At 44.5% G+C, this 17296-nt stretch carries 15 protein-coding genes; 2 read left to right on the top strand and 13 right to left on the bottom strand.

The features are described from left to right. Positions 1-95 precede the first annotated feature (95 nt). From PGW42_RS08760 to holB, 11 genes are all read right to left on the bottom strand, one after another. Complete coding sequence (locus PGW42_RS08760) at positions 96-890, bottom strand: ABC transporter ATP-binding protein (protein WP_172679847.1); 795 nt, start codon at positions 888-890, stop codon at positions 96-98. A gap of 8 nt (positions 891-898) precedes the next feature. Further along, positions 899-1834, bottom strand: a complete 936-nt coding sequence (locus PGW42_RS08755; RefSeq protein ID WP_118218425.1) for an ABC transporter permease — start codon at positions 1832-1834, stop codon at positions 899-901. Positions 1835-1858: 24 nt separating this feature from the next. Beyond that, entirely contained in the window at positions 1859-2854 is a 996-nt protein-coding gene (locus PGW42_RS08750; protein ID WP_270203197.1) for an ABC transporter substrate-binding protein, read from the bottom strand. A 169-nt stretch (positions 2855-3023) separates the two neighbouring features. Next, positions 3024-3635: a nucleoside recognition protein gene (locus PGW42_RS08745; protein ID WP_270203198.1), complete on the bottom strand. Its 612-nt coding sequence runs from the start codon at positions 3633-3635 to the stop codon at positions 3024-3026. A gap of 337 nt (positions 3636-3972) precedes the next feature. Continuing rightward, positions 3973-5214, bottom strand: coding sequence for an AI-2E family transporter (locus PGW42_RS08740; protein ID WP_270203199.1), 1242 nt, complete (start codon positions 5212-5214; stop codon positions 3973-3975). Positions 5215-5285: 71 nt separating this feature from the next. After that, entirely contained in the window at positions 5286-7895 is a 2610-nt protein-coding gene (locus PGW42_RS08735) for a cation-translocating P-type ATPase (RefSeq protein ID WP_270203200.1), read from the bottom strand. A gap of 302 nt (positions 7896-8197) precedes the next feature. Next, on the bottom strand, positions 8198-9310 hold the full coding sequence (locus tag PGW42_RS08730; protein WP_117558729.1) for an ABC transporter ATP-binding protein: 1113 nt from the start codon (positions 9308-9310) through the stop codon (positions 8198-8200). A 148-nt stretch (positions 9311-9458) separates the two neighbouring features. Next, entirely contained in the window at positions 9459-10298 is an 840-nt protein-coding gene (gene rsmI / locus PGW42_RS08725; protein ID WP_270203201.1) for a 16S rRNA (cytidine(1402)-2'-O)-methyltransferase, read from the bottom strand. A gap of 2 nt (positions 10299-10300) precedes the next feature. Continuing rightward, entirely contained in the window at positions 10301-11056 is a 756-nt protein-coding gene (locus tag PGW42_RS08720) for a tRNA1(Val) (adenine(37)-N6)-methyltransferase (RefSeq protein ID WP_270203202.1), read from the bottom strand. Beyond that, a complete protein-coding gene (locus PGW42_RS08715; protein ID WP_117558723.1) occupies positions 11046-11957 on the bottom strand; it encodes a PSP1 domain-containing protein in 912 nt (303 codons plus the stop codon). The genes PGW42_RS08720 and PGW42_RS08715 overlap by 11 nt, the downstream gene beginning before the upstream one ends. Before the next feature lie 3 nt (positions 11958-11960). Continuing rightward, a complete protein-coding gene (gene holB, locus PGW42_RS08710) occupies positions 11961-12950 on the bottom strand; it encodes a DNA polymerase III subunit delta' (RefSeq protein WP_008374157.1) in 990 nt (329 codons plus the stop codon). Positions 12951-13284: 334 nt separating this feature from the next. On the opposite strand from holB, the gene PGW42_RS08705 reads away from it, so the two are divergent. Both PGW42_RS08705 and PGW42_RS08700 read left to right on the top strand, forming a co-directional pair. Continuing rightward, positions 13285-14010 carry an ABC transporter ATP-binding protein gene (locus tag PGW42_RS08705; protein WP_022220430.1) on the top strand — a complete coding sequence of 242 codons (726 nt, stop codon included), beginning with the start codon at positions 13285-13287 and terminating at the stop codon, positions 14008-14010. 17 nt (positions 14011-14027) lie between these two features. Further along, positions 14028-14954 (top strand): SufB/SufD family protein, encoded by a 927-nt coding sequence (locus tag PGW42_RS08700; RefSeq protein WP_270203203.1) that lies wholly within the window; start codon positions 14028-14030, stop codon positions 14952-14954. A gap of 295 nt (positions 14955-15249) precedes the next feature. Here PGW42_RS08700 and PGW42_RS08695 read toward each other — a convergent pair whose 3' ends face one another. Together PGW42_RS08695 and PGW42_RS08690 are read right to left on the bottom strand one after the other, a co-directional pair. After that, positions 15250-15837 carry a guanylate kinase gene (locus tag PGW42_RS08695; RefSeq protein ID WP_270203204.1) on the bottom strand — a complete coding sequence of 196 codons (588 nt, stop codon included), beginning with the start codon at positions 15835-15837 and terminating at the stop codon, positions 15250-15252. Next, positions 15830-17245: an aminotransferase class I/II-fold pyridoxal phosphate-dependent enzyme gene (locus PGW42_RS08690; protein ID WP_270203205.1), complete on the bottom strand. Its 1416-nt coding sequence runs from the start codon at positions 17243-17245 to the stop codon at positions 15830-15832. Before PGW42_RS08690 ends, PGW42_RS08695 begins: the two co-directional genes overlap by 8 nt. Between the last annotated feature and the right edge of the window lie 51 nt (positions 17246-17296).

Below are 17296 nucleotides of genomic sequence, written 5' to 3'. Positions count from 1 at the left end.
TACATTTAAACAAGACGTGCAAAAAAACGAGGCTCTACATCAATCGTAAAACCTCGTTCCTGTTTTCTACTATTATTTCATTTTTAAATTATTCTCTACGACAACATCATCCGGTCATTCGCAAACTCGCCGCCGCTGACTTCTTCAAACTTCGCCAGCAGATCTGCAACCTTCAGATTCTTCTTCTCTTCTCCTGATACATCGTAGATAATTTTTCCTTCATGCATCATGATCAGGCGGTTGCCGTGCGCGATGGCATCTTTCATATTATGTGTTACCATCATTGCAGTAAGCTGATGCTCCTGAATGATCTTATCAGAGATGGCAAGTACCTTCGCTGCAGTTTTCGGGTCAAGTGCTGCAGTATGCTCGTCCAGAAGTAAAAGCTTTGGCTTCTTAAGAGACGCCATCAAAAGAGTGATCGCCTGACGCTGTCCGCCAGAAAGAAGTCCGACTTTACTGCTCAGACGGTCTTCCAGTCCAAGATCAAGTTCTTTCAGGGCTTCTTTATAGCGCTCCCGCTCTTTTTTCGTAATGCCCCATCCAAGACCTCTGCGCTCACCACGTCTGGCTGCGATCGCCATATTTTCTTCAATCGACATGGTTGCCGCCGTTCCAGTCATCGGATCCTGGAAAACTCTTCCCAGATAAAGTGCTCTTTTATGCTCTGAAAGCTTTGTAATATCCACTCCGTCAATGATGATCTTTCCTTCGTCTACAGACCACACTCCTGCGATCGCATTCAGTGTGGTGGATTTTCCTGCACCATTTCCACCGATGATAGTCACGAAATCACCCGGATTGAGGTTCAGATTCACTCCGTTAAGTGCGACCTTTTCGTTGATCGTTCCCGGATTAAAGGTTTTATGAATATTCTGGATTTCCAACATATATCCCATTATGCAGTCCTCCGTTTCTTTGTAAAATATTTACCCTTCATGTACGGAACTGCAAGGAAGCATGCAACCACTACCGCTGAGAACAGTTTCATATAATCAGAAGGCATCTTCAGCCACAATACCAGTGCGATTACAATATAGTAAATAATCGCTCCGATAAAGATTGCTCCAAGTGTAAATGCAAAGGCTGCTTTTCTGCCTGCACAGAATTTCCCAAAAATAACTTCGCTGATGATAACGGCTGCAAGTCCGATTACAATGGCACCACGTCCCATATTAACATCGGCTGCTCCCTGGTATTGTGCGTAAATCCCACCGGAAAGTCCCACAAGTCCGTTGGAGATCATAAGCGCCAGAACCTTTGTAAAGCCTGTATTAATTCCCTGTGCACTTGCCATCTGCGGATTACATCCGGTTGCACGGATCGATGCACCAAGCTCGGTTCCAAAGAACCAGTAAATAATTGCGATCAGGATAAGTGCTGCCACGATCAGTTTTACAAAAAACAGTTCACTTCCTTCGCCGGTCACATAACGAAGAGATGCAACCAATTTATACTGCATAACATTGACTGCCTGATTGGATTTTCCCATGATTCCGAGATTCACCGAGTAAAGTCCGATCTGCGTCAGAATACTGGACAGAATGCCCGGAATTCCAAAAAACGTATGTAAAATACCTGTCACAAATCCGGCTGCCATACCTGCCAGAAATGCGAAAAGAAGTGCCAGTGCCGGATTCATACCGCCGCGGATCAGCATAACTGCAACTGCTCCACCTGTCGCCAACGATCCGTCAACCGTCAAATCCGCAAAATCCAGAATGCGGAAGGTGATATAAACGCCAAGCGCCATAATTCCCCAGATGATCCCCTGCGCTACATTTCCCGGAAGTGCACGCACAAGAGACATCGGATCTAAAGCTGCTAAATACATTGTTCTTGCCTCTTTCTATACTGATTATTCCTCAATTGCTTCGTAATCGTCCGGAACAGTGATTCCGAGTTCGTCACAAATTGTTTTGTTATACATCTTTGTAACATTCGGTGCACTTTCAATATCCATGGTTGAGATATCTTTTCCATTTACAAGGATATCGTAAGCCATTTCACCTGCTCTGTATCCGATGTCATAGTAGCTGATAGAAAGAGTTGCAATACCACAGCCTTCACAGATTCCCTGTTCACCTGCGATTACCGGTACTTTTGCCGGAAGACAGATATTGTTGATAATCTCTGTGTTAGATGCCATTGTATTATCAGTTGGGATGTAAAGTGCGTCGCACTCATCTACTGCACTTGTCACTACAGACTGGATTTCATTAGAATCTGCTGCTGTGTATTCTTTATACTTAATTCCATCTTTTTCAAGTGCTTCCTCAAACTTCTTCGCCTGGTATGCTGAGTTCGGTTCTGCTGAACAGTAAAGGATACCTACTGTTTTTGCATCCGGAAGGAGCTCTTTAAGCATTGCTTCCTGTTCATCGATCGGTGCAAGGTCACAGGTTCCTGAAATGTTCATACCTGTTGATCCTGTCCAGTCAGAAATATCAAGAGCAGTTGCATAATCTGTAACAGATGTTCCAAGAATCGGGATCGTGCTTGTTGCAGCTGCTGCACACTGAAGAGCAGTTGTTGCATTTGCAAGGATCAAGTCATCATTGTCTGCCACAAAATTGTTTACGATGGTTGCGCAGTTTGCCTGTTCACCCTGTCCGTTCTGCAGATCGAACTTCACTTTGTCTTTTCCAAATTTTTCTTCACAGGCTTCTTCAAATCCTTTGGTTGCCTCGTCAAGAGCTGCATGCTCAAGCTGCTGGCAGATACCGATCTTATATACCTTGTCTGATGAATCCTTTGAAGAAGATTCTTTGTCTGATAAACTTCCGCCACAGGCAGCAAGTGCCAGTGTCATTGCCGCAGTAAGGGATACTGCTAATAATTTTCTTGCTTTCATAATAACATACCTCCATCTATGTTCTTTTCGAACAAACTTTTTCCGTTTTGGCTTTACAGCTTTAAACTTTAGCGGTTTAAACTTCAATGGTTTAAAGCTTTGCCGTGATATTGATTATAGCGTTTTTTTGTACTTTAGTCAAGGTATGTTACAAAAAGCTACAGAAATTCTAGCTTTTCCGGTCCATTATCCTGCAAAACAAAATCGCCGCCCCGGTACTGACCGCCGTTGCCACAATCCCAGGTCCAACAACGGCTGTCGGATTCACGCTTCCGTACTGGCTCCGGTAGGCGATCACCGACACCGGGATCAGCTGCAGTGAAGAAATATTTACGATCAGAAAGGTACACATCTCATTGCTTGCAACGCCTCTTTTTCTTACCGGTCCTGTCGCTTTTCCAAGGCGGCGGTCCTCTTCTAGCTTCTGCAGTTCTTCCATTGCTTCAAGACCTGCCGGAGTTGCCGCCCAGCCAAGTCCGAGGATATTTGCAATGATGTTTGCCGCGATTGGTTTTTCTGCCGGGTGATCTTTTGGCAGTTCTGGAAAGAGGAAATGGATCAGAGGGGAAAGGCGGACGGTTGCCGTTTTCAGAATGCCGGATTTTTCTGCGATTTCCATGAGTCCGGTCCAGAAGGACATGACGCCCATCATGGTAATACAGAGTGTGACAGCTTCTTTGGAGGAATCTAAGGCGGCGGTGGTGATGTCCGGCATTTTGCCGGAGAAAGCGGCAAAAAGGATGCCAATAAGAATCATTCCCGACCACAGGTAGTTGAGCATTTTTTCTCCTTTCTTGGATGGGGGAAACGTTGGGAAAGGGGACGCCGGGTGGAAAATAAATTGTGTTCAAATTCAAGTTGTGCAAACCATTCCGACGAACCTCTTAGAGCGAGAATCGTGTTCAGCAATGGCTTCCACGATTCCTGAGTTTCGTCTCCATTGCACAAAAAATTGAATTTGAACACAATTTATTTTCCGCCCGGCTGACATTCTACAAGTCATACTTTTCCGCCAAACTATAAATGGGGAGTCGAAAAGCCTGCTCTTTGAGATTGCATCTCAAAGTTGCAGGCTTTTGCTGCGATTTCAATACATTTATATGTATGAAATTGCTTCCTTATTCAAGACATTTTTCAGGGTGCTCTTTTTCGTATAGTTCTTTCATTTTGTCAATTTCTTCTTGAGTATACTCTTCTACCTCAGTTTTCGTCACTTTCTTGATGTGTTGTTTTTTCAAACGCAAATACACATATTCCCGGAAGAGGGTATAAAGGACTGACACTAGCGGGATGAAGACGAGCATTCCTACGATTCCCAGGAGGTTGCCGCCGATGGTGACTGCAGCGAGGACCCAGATGGAGGGAAGCCCTACGGAGCTGCCGACTACGTGTGGGTAAATCAGGTTACCTTCAATCTGCTGAAGGATCAGAAATACAAGGATGAAAAGGATTGCCTGTTTCGGGCTCACCATGAAGATCAGGAGGCAGCCGAGTACGCAGCCGATGAAGGCTCCAAAGATTGGGATCAGGGCTGTGAAGGATATGATGATTCCAATCAACAGGGCATATGGCATTTTCAGTATGCTTAATGTAATTACAAACATACTTCCGAGAATGACTGCTTCCAGACACTGTCCGGTAAGGAAGTTTGCGAAGGTACGGTAGGTCAGGGAACAGACTTCAAGAATCACTTCTGCTTTTCGTTTTGGAATAAACGCGAAAAACACTTTTCTCACCTGCACATGCAGTTTTTCTTTCTGGAAAAGAATATAGCAGGCAAAGGAAAAGGCAATAAAAAATGTAGTAACTCCACTGACGATGGAGCCAACCGCTGTCATCGTTGTATTCATAAAATTTCCCGCACCATTTCCGAGAATACTCATCCCCCACTGGATTGCCTTATTCGGATTGAACTCCACCTGGTTCACAAGATCCATGATTTCCCGGTTATTGTGCGTAAATTCCCGTACCCAGCTCTGCATCTGCGGAATAAATTCTGCAATACTGTTCATCAGACTTCCAATTGTTGCCGTAAGCTGCGGAATCAGACCGAACATAACAAGCACAATCACCCCCACTACCAGTACGATCGTAAGAAGAAGACTGATCGGTCTTGCAAGCTTTCCTGCCGCTTTACTTCCTTTCTCTTTTGCCTTTCCAAATAATTTTTTCTCCAGAAAGCTCATCGGAACATTGATCACAAACGCGATTGCACCGCCAAGAGCGAAGGGGAAAATAATCCCCCATACCGCCTTGATCACGCCAAGAACCACATCAAATTTCCACAATGCAACTACGATCAGCGCTGTAAATACGATCAGTTCCCGGATTTTTTTCATCGATAATTTACTAAATTCCACTATTTTCTCCATTCTACTACAACATATTTATGGGTAATTCCCCTACAGCCAGTAAGAATTTTCCCATATTGTTACTCAGATAATTTTCCACGTACCCACTTCAGAAGCTGTATGATTGGGAAACAGGCAAATGCATACAGGTAGACATTTCCAAGCTGTTCAAAGTTCAATGTTTCTACTTTGAACACCTGATGCAGTCCCGGAACAGTAAGTACTGCCGTGATCAGGACTGCGCCAAGTACAAATGCGCCCTGCATCCATTTATTATTGAAAAACCGCTTTGTAAAAATCACCGGCCGATCGGATTTACAGTTGTATCCATGGAAAAGCCGCGCCAGGCAAAGTGTTCCAAATGCATAAGTACTTCCAAGAAGTGCACCATCCTGGTGATATCCAGTCAGAAAACTGACCATGGTCATTGCGCCGATCACCAGGCCTTCCAGTCCGATCTTCGCGAGGAAATCCTTTGTCAGGATCGACTCATCTGCCGGTCTTGGCTTCTCATTCATCACATCACTGGTATGCGGTTCTACTCCCAGTGCAATTGCCGGGAGACTATCCGTCAGCAGGTTGATAAAAAGCAGATGAACCGGTGCAAACGGAACCGGAAGTCCTGCGATCGATGCATATAAAACAGCGAGAATTGCACCGAAGTTTCCCGATAACAGAAACTGGATCGCATACTTGATATTACGGTATAAGTTTCGTCCGTTTTCCACTGCTTTTACAATTGTGGCAAAATTATCGTCTGTAAGTACCATCGCCGCTGCATCTTTGGCAACTTCTGTTCCGGTTACTCCCATTGCAACACCTATATCTGCCTGCTTAAGAGCCGGTGCATCGTTGACACCGTCGCCGGTCATCGATACAATATTTCCGCGCTCCTGCCATGCACGGACAATCCGGATCTTATGTTCCGGCGAAACCCTTGCATAGACAGAAATCTTTGGGACAAATCCCCGCAACTCCTCGTCACTCATATTTTCAATCTCCGCGCCCTCACAGGCTTCGGATAAATCCTTTAAAATGCCGATCCGTTTTGCGATCGCTGCTGCCGTGATCTTATGGTCTCCCGTGATCATCACCGGACGGATGCCTGCTTTGATACATTCTTCTACTGCAGCTTTTGACTCTTCCCTCGGCGGATCCATCATTGCGATCATTCCGAGAAATACCAGATGGTCCTCATCCTCTGCGGTCAGCAGATGTTCTTCCGGAATCTCCCGGAAGGTAAATGCCAGCACTCGAAGACCTTCCATTGAAAATTCCTGATTCTGGCTCTGAATCTTTTCTTTATCTTCTTTTGTAATCTCCCGTATTCCATTTTCTGTCCAGATCCGGTCTGTCAGATCCAGGAGACGGTCAACCGCACCTTTGACGATCATCCGGTTTTCGCCGTCTATCCGGTGAAGCGTCGACATCATTTTCCGGTCACTGTCAAATGGAATCTCATCTTCTCTTGGATAACTTTCTCTTACTTCTGCAGCTTCCACTCCATAGCGGCTTCCCAGATTGATCAGCGCTGTCTCTGTCGGATCTCCGATTTCCACTCCATTTTCATTGGTAGAATCGTTACATAAAATGCTGCAATCAAGCAGAAATCTCTGTGCCGGATCTACCATATCGATCTCATCTGCCCGGATTCTTCTGCCTTCTATATAATAATCTTCAACAGTCATCTTATTCTGCGTGAGAGTTCCGGTTTTATCCGAACAGATCACGGAGACACTTCCAAGACCTTCTACCGCCTGCAGTTTTCGAATGATTGCATGCTCCTTGGCCATCTTCTGCGTTCCGAAAGAAAGGACGATTGTTACAATTGAACTTAATGCCTCCGGGATTGCTGCAACCGCAAGTGCTACTGCAAACATAAACGCGCTTCCGATATTTTCTCCACGAAATACACTGATTCCAAATAAGATTCCGCAAAATACCAGGATCAGAACCGAAAGCTTCTTTCCGAACTCTTCCAGATTCACCTGAAGCGGAGTCTGCTTTTCAGATGTTGATTTCAAAAGTCCGGCAATCTTTCCGACTTCTGTCTGCATACCTACACTTGTCACAACGGCTTTTCCACGTCCGTAAGTAACAAAGCTTCCCGAAAATAACATATTGTTCCGGTCACCAAGCGGCACTTCCTCTTCGATTTCATCCAGGCTCTTCTCAACTGCAAGACTCTCCCCGGTCAGTGCACTTTCATCGATCTTCAGACTTGCATTCTCGATCAGTCGTCCGTCTGCCGGAACATAATCCCCGGCTTCCAGAAGGATCACATCTCCAACTACCAGTTCTCTTGCCGGAATCGGTGTCACCGTACCATTCCTGAGAACCTTCGCCTCCGGTCCTGAAAGCTTTTTCAGGCTCTGAAGCGACTGCTCTGCTTTTACCGTCTGCACGGTTCCCAAAATCGCATTCATTGTAATGACGATCACAATAACTGCCGCACTTTCTGCGTCTCCTAAAATTCCTGAAATAATCGCTGATGCAATCAGGATAATCACCAGGAAATCCTTGTACTGCTCCAAAAAAATCTGCAGCACACTTTTTTTCTTTCCCTCCGCGAGCTCATTCCATCCACATTTTTCACGGGACTTTTCCACTTCTTTTATCGTAAGTCCCTCTTCTCTGCTTCCCATCTGTCCAAGCACTTCTTTTACCGATGACTGATAAATTTCTTTCATCCTTTCCGCCTCCTGTTTCTGAGTATTCACATTCCTGAATTTCTTATGCAACGAAGCTCTCTTTCGATAAAAATGTACAAAAAAAGAAACCCTTATTGCACAACAAATAATGCAATAAAAGTCTCACCATTTTCTTGTGGCACCGGATGCTTCCACCGTACTGACGACACCACAAACGCGGATTCCCTTGCGTAGGTTACTCCCCTTTATTAACGTAACTATATACCACGAATAGCCCGATTGTCAAGAAAATTTTAACCGGAGTCTCCAAAATCGGAAACTCCGGCAAATAATTTCATATCTTAGTTTGTAATTGTCTTTTCTGTCTCTTTGTCGAACACATGGATCTTTTCAGCATCGAATGCAAATGTAACTGTATCCCCTGTTCTTGCTGTTGTTCTAGGATCAACACGGGCTGTCATTGTAGCTCCTTCATAATCGAAGTGGAGATAAACTTCAGCACCAAGCATTTCATATACACGGATCTTAGCCTGAATAACTGTATTCGGTGAAGATGTGATAAACATCTGCTCATCATGTACATCTTCCGGACGGATTCCAAGGACAACAGTCTTTCCTTCATATCCTCCATCGATAAGTTTCTTTGCTTTTGACGGTGGAAGTTCAATATCAGCCGGTCCAACTTTGAGGACAACTTTGTCACCCTTCTTCTGGCATACAGCATCAAGGAAGTTCATCTGTGGTGATCCGATGAATCCTGCAACGAAGAGGTTGCATGGGGTATCATAAAGTACCTGTGGTGTATCTACCTGCTGAACAACACCTGCGTTCATAACTACGATTCTGGTTCCCAGTGTCATAGCTTCTGTCTGGTCATGTGTTACGTAGATGATTGTTGTACCAAGTCTCTGATGAAGTTTGGAAATCTCGATACGCATCTGTCCACGAAGTTTAGCATCCAGGTTGGAAAGTGGTTCATCCATAAGGAATACCTTCGGGTTACGAACGATTGCACGTCCCATAGCAACACGCTGTCTCTGTCCACCTGAAAGAGCTTTTGGTTTACGGTCAAGCAGTGGTTCAAGGTCAAGGATCTTAGCTGCTTCACGAACCATCTTATCAATCTCCGGTTTCGGAACTTTTCTTAATTTAAGTCCGAATGCCATGTTATCATATACAGTCATATGTGGGTACAGAGCATAGTTCTGGAATACCATCGCGATATCTCTGTCTTTTGGTTCTACATCATTTACCACTTTGTCACCGATCTTGAGTTCACCGCTTGTGATCTCTTCCAGACCTGCAACCATACGAAGTGTGGTAGATTTACCACATCCAGATGGTCCTACAAAAATGATAAATTCTTTATCTTCAATTTCAAGGTTGAAATCTTTAACTGCTTCAAATCCGTTCGGATATGTTTTGTTAATATGCTTTAATGATAAGCTTGCCATTTATTTTTCCTCCTAAATCTTTGTGCGATTCTTACACACGCTGTCGCTGTTCTTGTTTCTGAAATAAAGTATATCTGTTTTTACTTCGTCGGTCTATGACCGGGTTGAACAAAGATTTTTTAAGAAGGTGTACAAATTGACGAAAACCTTACAACAGTTCTTTGTAAATGTCCCTCTTTCCGACTCCGCGATCCTTCGCCACCTTTTTCATGGCTTCTTTCTTATCAATTCCCTGATTCGTATAGTAATCCATATGCTCCTGAACCGTCATTTCTTCCCATTTCGCACGCTCTTCCTGTAAAATGCTCTCCCGGCTCTTGCCCTCGATCACAAGCACACACTCCCCCTTCGGATCGTTGCTCTCGTAATAAGAAACCGCTTCCGCAAACGTGGTGCAAAATGCAGTCTCATGCTTTTTTGTAAGTTCCCGGCACACAGTCAGATGTCTGTCCCCGCCAAGAACTTCTCCAAGCTCTCTCAAGGTTCTCACCAGACGGTGCGGTGCTTCGTAAACGATCATCGTTCTTGTCTCATCTACAAGCTCACCCAGGACTGCCTGTCTTTCCTTTTTGTCCGTTGGAAGAAATGCTTCAAATGCAAATCTTCTGGTGGAAAGCCCGGAAAGTGTCAGTGCCGTAATACAGGCAGCGGCTCCCGGAAGGGAAGTGACCGTAATTCCGGCTTCATAGCACATTTTCACCAGTTCCTCACCCGGATCTGAGATTCCCGGTGTGCCGGCATCGGTGATCAGTGCAATATTTGTCCCTGCAAGAAGTTTCTCCACCAGAGCATGTCCTTTGTCTATCTTATTATATTCATGATAACTGGTCATCGGTGTTTTGATCTCAAAATGGTTCAGCAGTTTAATACTGTTCCTGGTATCTTCCGCTGCAATCAGGTCAACCTCTTTCAGCGTCCGGATCACCCGGAACGTCATATCCTCCAGATTGCCGATCGGCGTTGCGCACAAATATAATGTTCCTGCCATAGTTACTCCTTTCCAGTCCCTGTCATTCCGTAATGTTCCAGGATTTCCCGTGTATAACTGCCATCTTTCTCATAAACGATCAGCGGCGGCTCCACGGTCATCCGCGATTTCGCGCCACGGATTCCCTCAATCAAAACCATGTTTGGCTCCTTATCCACATATGGATACACCAAGCGCATCCGCTTCGGCTCCAGCTTCGCCTCGCACATTGCCGTCAGGATCTCGGCAAGCCGGAACGGTCTGTGTACCATGTAAAATCTGCCTCCGGCTTTTAAAGTCCGCGCACTTTCCCGGATAATATCATCCAATGTACAAAGGACTTCATGCCTTGCGATCGCCTTGGCACTCTCCGGATTGGCAAGCCCATGCCCACCGATCATATACGGCGGATTCGTTGTGATCACATCCATGGAACCGTGTCCAAATATCTGTGACGCTTCTTTGATATCTCCCGTCACAATGTCGATCTGCTCCTCAAGCTGGTTGTGCCGGACGCTCCGGCGCGCCATATCTGCGCTCTCTTCCTGGATCTCCAGCCCTGTAAAATGCTTTCCTTTTGTCTTTGCGGCCAAAAGAATCGGGAGAATTCCCGCTCCTGTTCCAAGATCAAGAACGCATTCTCCCGCTTTTACTTTGGCAAAGGCACTTAAAAGCACTGCATCCATTCCGAAGCAGAACCGCCCCGGGCTCTGGATGATCTCATAGCCTTTTATCTGTAAATCATCGAGCCGTTCTCCCGGCTTAAGATTATTTGTCATCTAACTTTGACGCTCCTTCACCTTTCTCCAGAGCTGCAAGCTCTTTCATTTCCTGTTTGGAAAGTTTCACATCCTTTTTCCGGCGGCGCGGTTTGAACTTCAGGTCAGCTGCCGGATATTCACGGATTTCTTTCTCATCATTGTCCAGAGTTACAATAACCCTGACAAGCTGACGCAGTACGCTTAATGACTGTACTTCACCTTTCAGGCCTTCCGGAGTTGTCACTGACTCACCTACAGACGGAAGATTATTGTTGAGTTCCTCGTATGTCTCTTCCTCATTTGTCAGGCAACACATCAGTCTGCCACATACACCTGAAATCTTAGTCGGGTTCAGCGACAGATTCTGTTCTTTTGCCATCTTGATTGAAACCGGTGCAAACTCAGACAGATAGGTGTGGCAGCAAAGCTCTCGTCCACAGATCCCGATTCCTCCGCGGATCTTCGTCTCGTCTCTTACACCGATCTGGCGAAGTTCAATCCTGGTACGGAATACCGCTGCCAGATCCTTTACCAGTTCACGAAAATCAATTCTCCCGTCTGCGGTAAAGTAAAACAGCACTTTATTGTTGTCAAAGGTATATTCTGCATCGATCAGCTTCATCTCCAGCTCATGCTTGTGGATCTTTTCCAGACAAATCTGAAATGCTTCTTTTTCTTTTTTGCGATTCTTTTCTTCTACACGGCGGTCATCCTCTGTCGCCAGGCGGATCACTGTCTTAAGAGGCTGGGTGATCTCTTCATCCTTCACTTCCTTCGGTCCCATCACAACGTTACCGAATTCTACTCCTCTCGCAGTCTCTACAATTACCTGATCGCCACGCTTCACCTCAAATTTGCCCGGTGAGAAAAAATAGATCTTTCCTGCAGTCCGAAAACGGACTCCAATTACTTTTGTCATTCCCTAGTTCTCCTTTATTGTCAACAGAAGAAGTTCCATGACAAGATCAAAGTTGACATTGGCGCGCAGTCTCGCCTTTGCTTTCTCAAGTGCTTCCAGAATTGTCTCAATTCCTTCATAAGAGCTCTTTTTCGCACGCTCCCTGATACTGTCGATCTCTTCACCGAAAATCAGTCTGTCGATATTCATTGTTGCTTTATAGATCAGAACATCACGATACCAGATCATAAGGATGTCCAGATAATCTGTGATCTCAATCTTGTAAGCGGAAATCCGTTTCACAGCTTCCACCAGATCACCGAGTTCCATGGTATCGATATTCTTCAGCAGACGAACTGCCTCATCTTTAATTTCATTAAAATGCTCAGAGCCTGCCAGCATAGCAGCTTTTCCAATATTGCCCTGTGCAAATGCAGTACACACGTCTGCCTTGTAATCAGGAACCTGAAGCTGCTCCATCAGATACCTTTTCACAAGCTGATCCTTAATGTTACGGAGCTTCAGCATAACGCATCTTGAGCAGATCGTTGGGAGCAGACTGTTCGCATTCTCTGTAAGAAGCAGAATTACCGCATAAGCAGGTGGCTCTTCGATTGTCTTCAACAGAGCATTCTGTGCCTGTACAGTCATCATATCTGCATCCGGCACAATGTAGATCTTGTATTTTCCATTATAAGGCTTCACCTGAATATCCCCATTGATCTGAACCCGGATATCATCTACACTGATGCTGTTCGGCTTTTCATGCGTTACCCAGATAATATCCGGATGATTGCCGCTGACTGCCTGCTTGCACGAATGGCACTCATAGCACGGTTCTGCTCCGCCCTTTTCACACTGCAGAGTCTGTGCAAAAAGACCTGCAAGCATCTTCTTTCCAGATCCCTTCTCGCCGTTCAGAATATAAGCATGTGATACTTTATCTTCTGTAACTGCGTTCTGTATATACTGAATGATCTCGCTATGTCCTACGACATCTTTAAATCCTGACATATTATCACCCTCTTCTTTCTTACTATTCCATTAGTATAACATAAATTTATGCAGATACCTAGAGCAAATTCCTGTGGTCTTTCTGAATTATTTCTGAAAATTCTGCGAATTTCGCTTTGCAGGTATGCTTTTCAATAATAAAAGATGACAACTTTTTCGATATGTTTTATAATAGACATAAATATATAAAGATTCTGTATCCAATGATGTAATCAGATTGCTCTATTGTTACGCAATTTATTCTTTTGATACTTACATCATACAATTTATGAATATAAATTTTTTAACCAGACAAACTTTATATAAGTTTCTTACACAGAAAGGGGATGAACTCATGCTGGAAGTAAAAAATCTTACATTCCAGGTGAATGAAAACGGAATAGAACGCAGCATTGTAGAAAATATCAGTTTTAACGTAGAAGACGGAGAAATGCTGGTGATCACCGGTCCGAACGGCGGTGGCAAATCCACACTTGCAAAAGTGCTAATGGGGATTGATCAGGCAAGTGCCGGACAGATCATCTTAGACGGAACCGATATCAGTGATTATGATATCAATCACAGGGCAGAAGCCGGAATCGGTTACGCATTCCAGCAGCCACCGCGCTTCAAAGGAATGACGGTAAGCAAGCTTTTATCACTTGCGGCTGGAGAAGATCTGACAAGAGATGTCTGTTGCAGACTTTTAAGTACCGTTGGACTTTGTGCCAACGAATACATTGAACGTGAAGTAGACGGAACCTTATCCGGCGGTGAAATGAAGCGTCTGGAAATTGCAACCGTTCTCGCAAAGCCGCACAAACTCTGTATTTTCGATGAACCGGAGGCCGGAATCGATCTCTGGAGTTTTTCTATGCTGATCGAACAGTTTGAAAAAATGCACAAAGAGAAAAAACAGAGTCTTATTCTTATTTCTCATCAGGAGAGAATCATCCAGATGGCTGACCGGATCATGGTGATCGAAGGCGGAAAGATTGCTTCGATCGGACAGACTGCGGATATCCTTCCACAATTATTAGGAAAGACAGCCGATTCTTACAGCTGTCTGAAATGTAGATAACAGGGGAGGAACATACAATGACTTTATTGGATAAAATTACAGAAAAAGTATTAGCACAGATCGATGACACCGGTTTTACACAGTCCGGTGCATTCAATTTACGACATAATGGAATCGCTCTCTGCCACGGAGACAGTGAGCATATTAAAATCAAGAAAAAACAGGACAAGCCGGGAATCGATATTTTCATCGATGGAAAAACAGACGGCGAAGAAGTTCATATTCCGGTTGTTGTTGATGCAAGCGGAATGACGGACGTTGTTTACAATGATTTTTATGTAGCAGAAGGTGCAAATGTAACTATCGTTGCCGGATGTGGTATCCACAACAGCGGATGTAACGAAAGCCGCCATGATGGTATTCATACTTTCCATGTGGAAAAAAATGCAAATGTACGCTATGTAGAAAAGCATTACGGAGAGGGCGAAGGCACCGGAACCCGTGTACTCAATCCTGTTACCGAAGTTTATCTTGGTGAAAATTCTGTATTTACACTGGATACTGCTCAGATCAAAGGAGTCGATTCTACGGTTCGTGAAAATAATGTACATCTGGAAGCCGGCTCCAAGCTTTATGTCATTGAAAAACTGATGACACATGGAAAACAGGAAGCTACTTCAAATATGATGGTGGAACTGCTCGGAGAAGGCAGCTCTGCGCAGATCGTATCCCGTTCGGTTGCAAAAGGCGAATCCAGACAGGTCTTCCATCCGAGGGCTGTCGGAAAGAACCGTTGCCATGCACATGTTCAGTGTGATTCTATTATCATGGATCATGCAGAAGTAAGTTCAATTCCTGAGATCAATGCGAAGCATGTGGATGCGGCTATTATCCACGAAGCTGCGATCGGAAGGATCAATGATGAGCAGTTGATCAAGCTGCGGACTCTTGGAATGACGGAAGAGGAAGCAGAAGGGGTGATTATTGAGAACTTCTTGAATTAGAGTCATACGTAGCGTGAAAATATGACGAAAAAACGAAATCCATCTTCGGTATCTGCTTCGTTGCACTAAGCATTCCACCGAGCCTTTGAAAGCATCAATTGTGTCAGCAATGGCTTCCACAATTGATTAAGTCTCGGTTCCATAGTGCAAAGGCGCTGATACCGAAGATGGATTCCTTTTTTTCTGGATATTGACTCCACTACATTATAAAATCTTATTTAATAAACTTCATGAATTTCTCAATGAGAAGTTCATATGGACAGGCGGAGCCTGTCTCGCTTGGGTGTTGAAATCTCTACTGTTCAAGTATCTTTTTACAGATTTTCTCAAGGATGTCTTCAAGGTCTGTGTTTTCGTAGCGTTCTGTGATTCCGGCGTGGGCGAGGTTTTCTTCGGAGAAATCTTTGGAATCGGCGAGAAAACGGCGGCACATTTCAGCGTATTTGGGTTCTTTCTGGGTTTTCTCACGGGCGAGGGCTCGGGTTAAACGCTCTCCGTCTTCTACTTCAATGTAAAGTGGAACTACTTTTTCGTTTCCAAAATAGGTTTTCAATTTTTCATAGGATTCCAGTGTTCCGATCATGAGATAATCCTGATCTTTCTGTTCAAAATTGAACTGTCCATCATCAGCGGTGAAATAATGCCAGATTCCATAAACTGTATCGTAGGCACGTTCTTCGATCAATCGGCCTTCTGTTTTGAACTTTTCAAGTTCAGTTTCGTCTGTAAAGAAATATTCTTCGCCTTCTTTTTCTCCCTCACGCCGTGGACGGGTTGTATAGATTGTTACATTTTTTAACTGTGGTATTCTTTTTCTCAGCTCTTTGTAGATTGTGTCTTTCCCCGTTGAACTTTTTCCCATCAGATAATATATTTTACTCATGTTTCCATACCTTTATCTTGCCTTCCGTCTGTATTCCTTCTATTTGGAGATTCTGTGTTTCATAATAGCAAAGAAGTTCTACTGCTTCCCGGCTGATCCGCTCTCCGGGTACGATAACCGGGCTTCCCGGTGGGTAGAGATATGCGTATTCCAGAGAAATGTGTCCTTCACTTTCTTTCCACGGAATCTCTTCTGCTTCTCCGTCTTCTTCCCGGTCTGCTGCCTCCTGCGGTGTAAAATACTGCTCCAGTCTAGGAAGCTCTCCGGAAATCTCTATGCTTCCGGAAACGGCTGTTTTTGCTTCCAGCTGACCGTCTATTTCCAGTAACGCAGCTTTTAACCTGTCCAGTCCTTCCTGCGTATCTGCCACGGTCGTCATCGCAAGTACATAGGTTCCTCCGGTCATTTCCATTTCCAGATGATATTCTTTTCGCAGCCGGTCCGCAAGTTCCGGACTTGTAATATTTGCATTTACTGTGGAAATCACAACTTTGGAAATATCATAATGTTCTGTACGGAGAATCTGTAAATGCTGTAATGGTTCCAGCTCTTCTCTGAACTTTTGCAGCCTCTCTACATAAAGTTCAAATGCTTCCTCACATTTTCCATCCAGGAAATCTACACAGGCATCCAGGCTTGCCATGAAAATATACGACGGACTGCTGCTCTGCAGCATATCCAGATATTTCTTAATTCTTCTACGATTTGCAAATTTCCCATTGATATGCAGGATCGCTGTCTGGGTAAGGGACGGCAATGTCTTGTGCAGACTATTGATCACCACATCTGCTCCCAGATCATTTGCGCGCCCCGGAAATGCCGGATGAAATCCGAAATGCGGTCCATGTGCTTCATCTACGATCAGTGGAATCCTATACGAATGTGCCACTTCTGCAATTCCTTTCACATCCGATACCACGCCATCATAATTTGGAGATACGATCACAACGGCTTTGATATCCGGCTCTGCAGCAAGTGCTTTTGCCACATCTTCTTTGCTGATCTCCCCGTTCATATGCATGGAAATATCAAATTCCGGATACACATAGCGCGGTACAAGACCATTCATATAGATTGCATGGTAAATGGATTTGTGACAATGGCGTGCCACCAGAATCTTATCTCCCCGGTGCGTACATCCCATCACTGCACTTAAAATTCCGGCAGTACTTCCATTTACCAGAAAATGACTTTCCTCTGCCCCAAATACCCTTGCGGCTCTTTCCTGCTCTTCTTTTAAAATACCATCTGCGTGATGCAGATCATCGAAACCATCGATTTCCGTGATATCCAGATCGTATGGGAGTTCAATTCCAAGAAGTGCCTTGTTTCTCTTATGTCCCGGCATGTGAAATGCGTAAAAATCGCTCTCGGAATATGCTTTTAATTTATCGTATAGTCGTTCCATTTTAAACCTCTTTAAGTCTTTTAGAAACATCATATAATTTTTCTTCCAAAA

Source organism: Coprococcus sp. TM115-187, assembly GCF_027679115.1.
Taxonomy (GTDB): Bacteria; Bacillota; Clostridia; order Lachnospirales; family Lachnospiraceae; genus Allocoprococcus; species Allocoprococcus comes.
Note: the sequence above shows the minus strand (reverse complement) of the source record. Positions and strands in the feature narration are given on the sequence as shown.

What these genes read in the sequence shown, in the direction of transcription:
- PGW42_RS08760 (WP_172679847.1), bottom strand. Translation starts at nt 890, where the DNA reads ATGTTGGAAATCCAGAATATTCATAAAACCTTTAATCCGGGAACGATC.
- PGW42_RS08755 (WP_118218425.1), bottom strand. Translation starts at nt 1,834, where the DNA reads ATGTATTTAGCAGCTTTAGATCCGATGTCTCTTGTGCGTGCACTTCCG.
- PGW42_RS08750 (WP_270203197.1), bottom strand. Translation starts at nt 2,854, where the DNA reads ATGAAAGCAAGAAAATTATTAGCAGTATCCCTTACTGCGGCAATGACA.
- PGW42_RS08745 (WP_270203198.1), bottom strand. Translation starts at nt 3,635, where the DNA reads ATGCTCAACTACCTGTGGTCGGGAATGATTCTTATTGGCATCCTTTTT.
- PGW42_RS08735 (WP_270203200.1), bottom strand. Translation starts at nt 7,895, where the DNA reads ATGAAAGAAATTTATCAGTCATCGGTAAAAGAAGTGCTTGGACAGATG.
- PGW42_RS08730 (WP_117558729.1), bottom strand. Translation starts at nt 9,310, where the DNA reads ATGGCAAGCTTATCATTAAAGCATATTAACAAAACATATCCGAACGGA.
- rsmI (WP_270203201.1), bottom strand. Translation starts at nt 10,298, where the DNA reads ATGGCAGGAACATTATATTTGTGCGCAACGCCGATCGGCAATCTGGAG.
- PGW42_RS08720 (WP_270203202.1), bottom strand. Translation starts at nt 11,056, where the DNA reads ATGACAAATAATCTTAAGCCGGGAGAACGGCTCGATGATTTACAGATA.
- PGW42_RS08715 (WP_117558723.1), bottom strand. Translation starts at nt 11,957, where the DNA reads ATGACAAAAGTAATTGGAGTCCGTTTTCGGACTGCAGGAAAGATCTAT.
- holB (WP_008374157.1), bottom strand. Translation starts at nt 12,950, where the DNA reads ATGTCAGGATTTAAAGATGTCGTAGGACATAGCGAGATCATTCAGTAT.
- PGW42_RS08705 (WP_022220430.1), top strand. Translation starts at nt 13,285, where the DNA reads ATGCTGGAAGTAAAAAATCTTACATTCCAGGTGAATGAAAACGGAATA.
- PGW42_RS08700 (WP_270203203.1), top strand. Translation starts at nt 14,028, where the DNA reads ATGACTTTATTGGATAAAATTACAGAAAAAGTATTAGCACAGATCGAT.
- PGW42_RS08695 (WP_270203204.1), bottom strand. Translation starts at nt 15,837, where the DNA reads ATGAGTAAAATATATTATCTGATGGGAAAAAGTTCAACGGGGAAAGAC.
- PGW42_RS08690 (WP_270203205.1), bottom strand. Translation starts at nt 17,245, where the DNA reads ATGGAACGACTATACGATAAATTAAAAGCATATTCCGAGAGCGATTTT.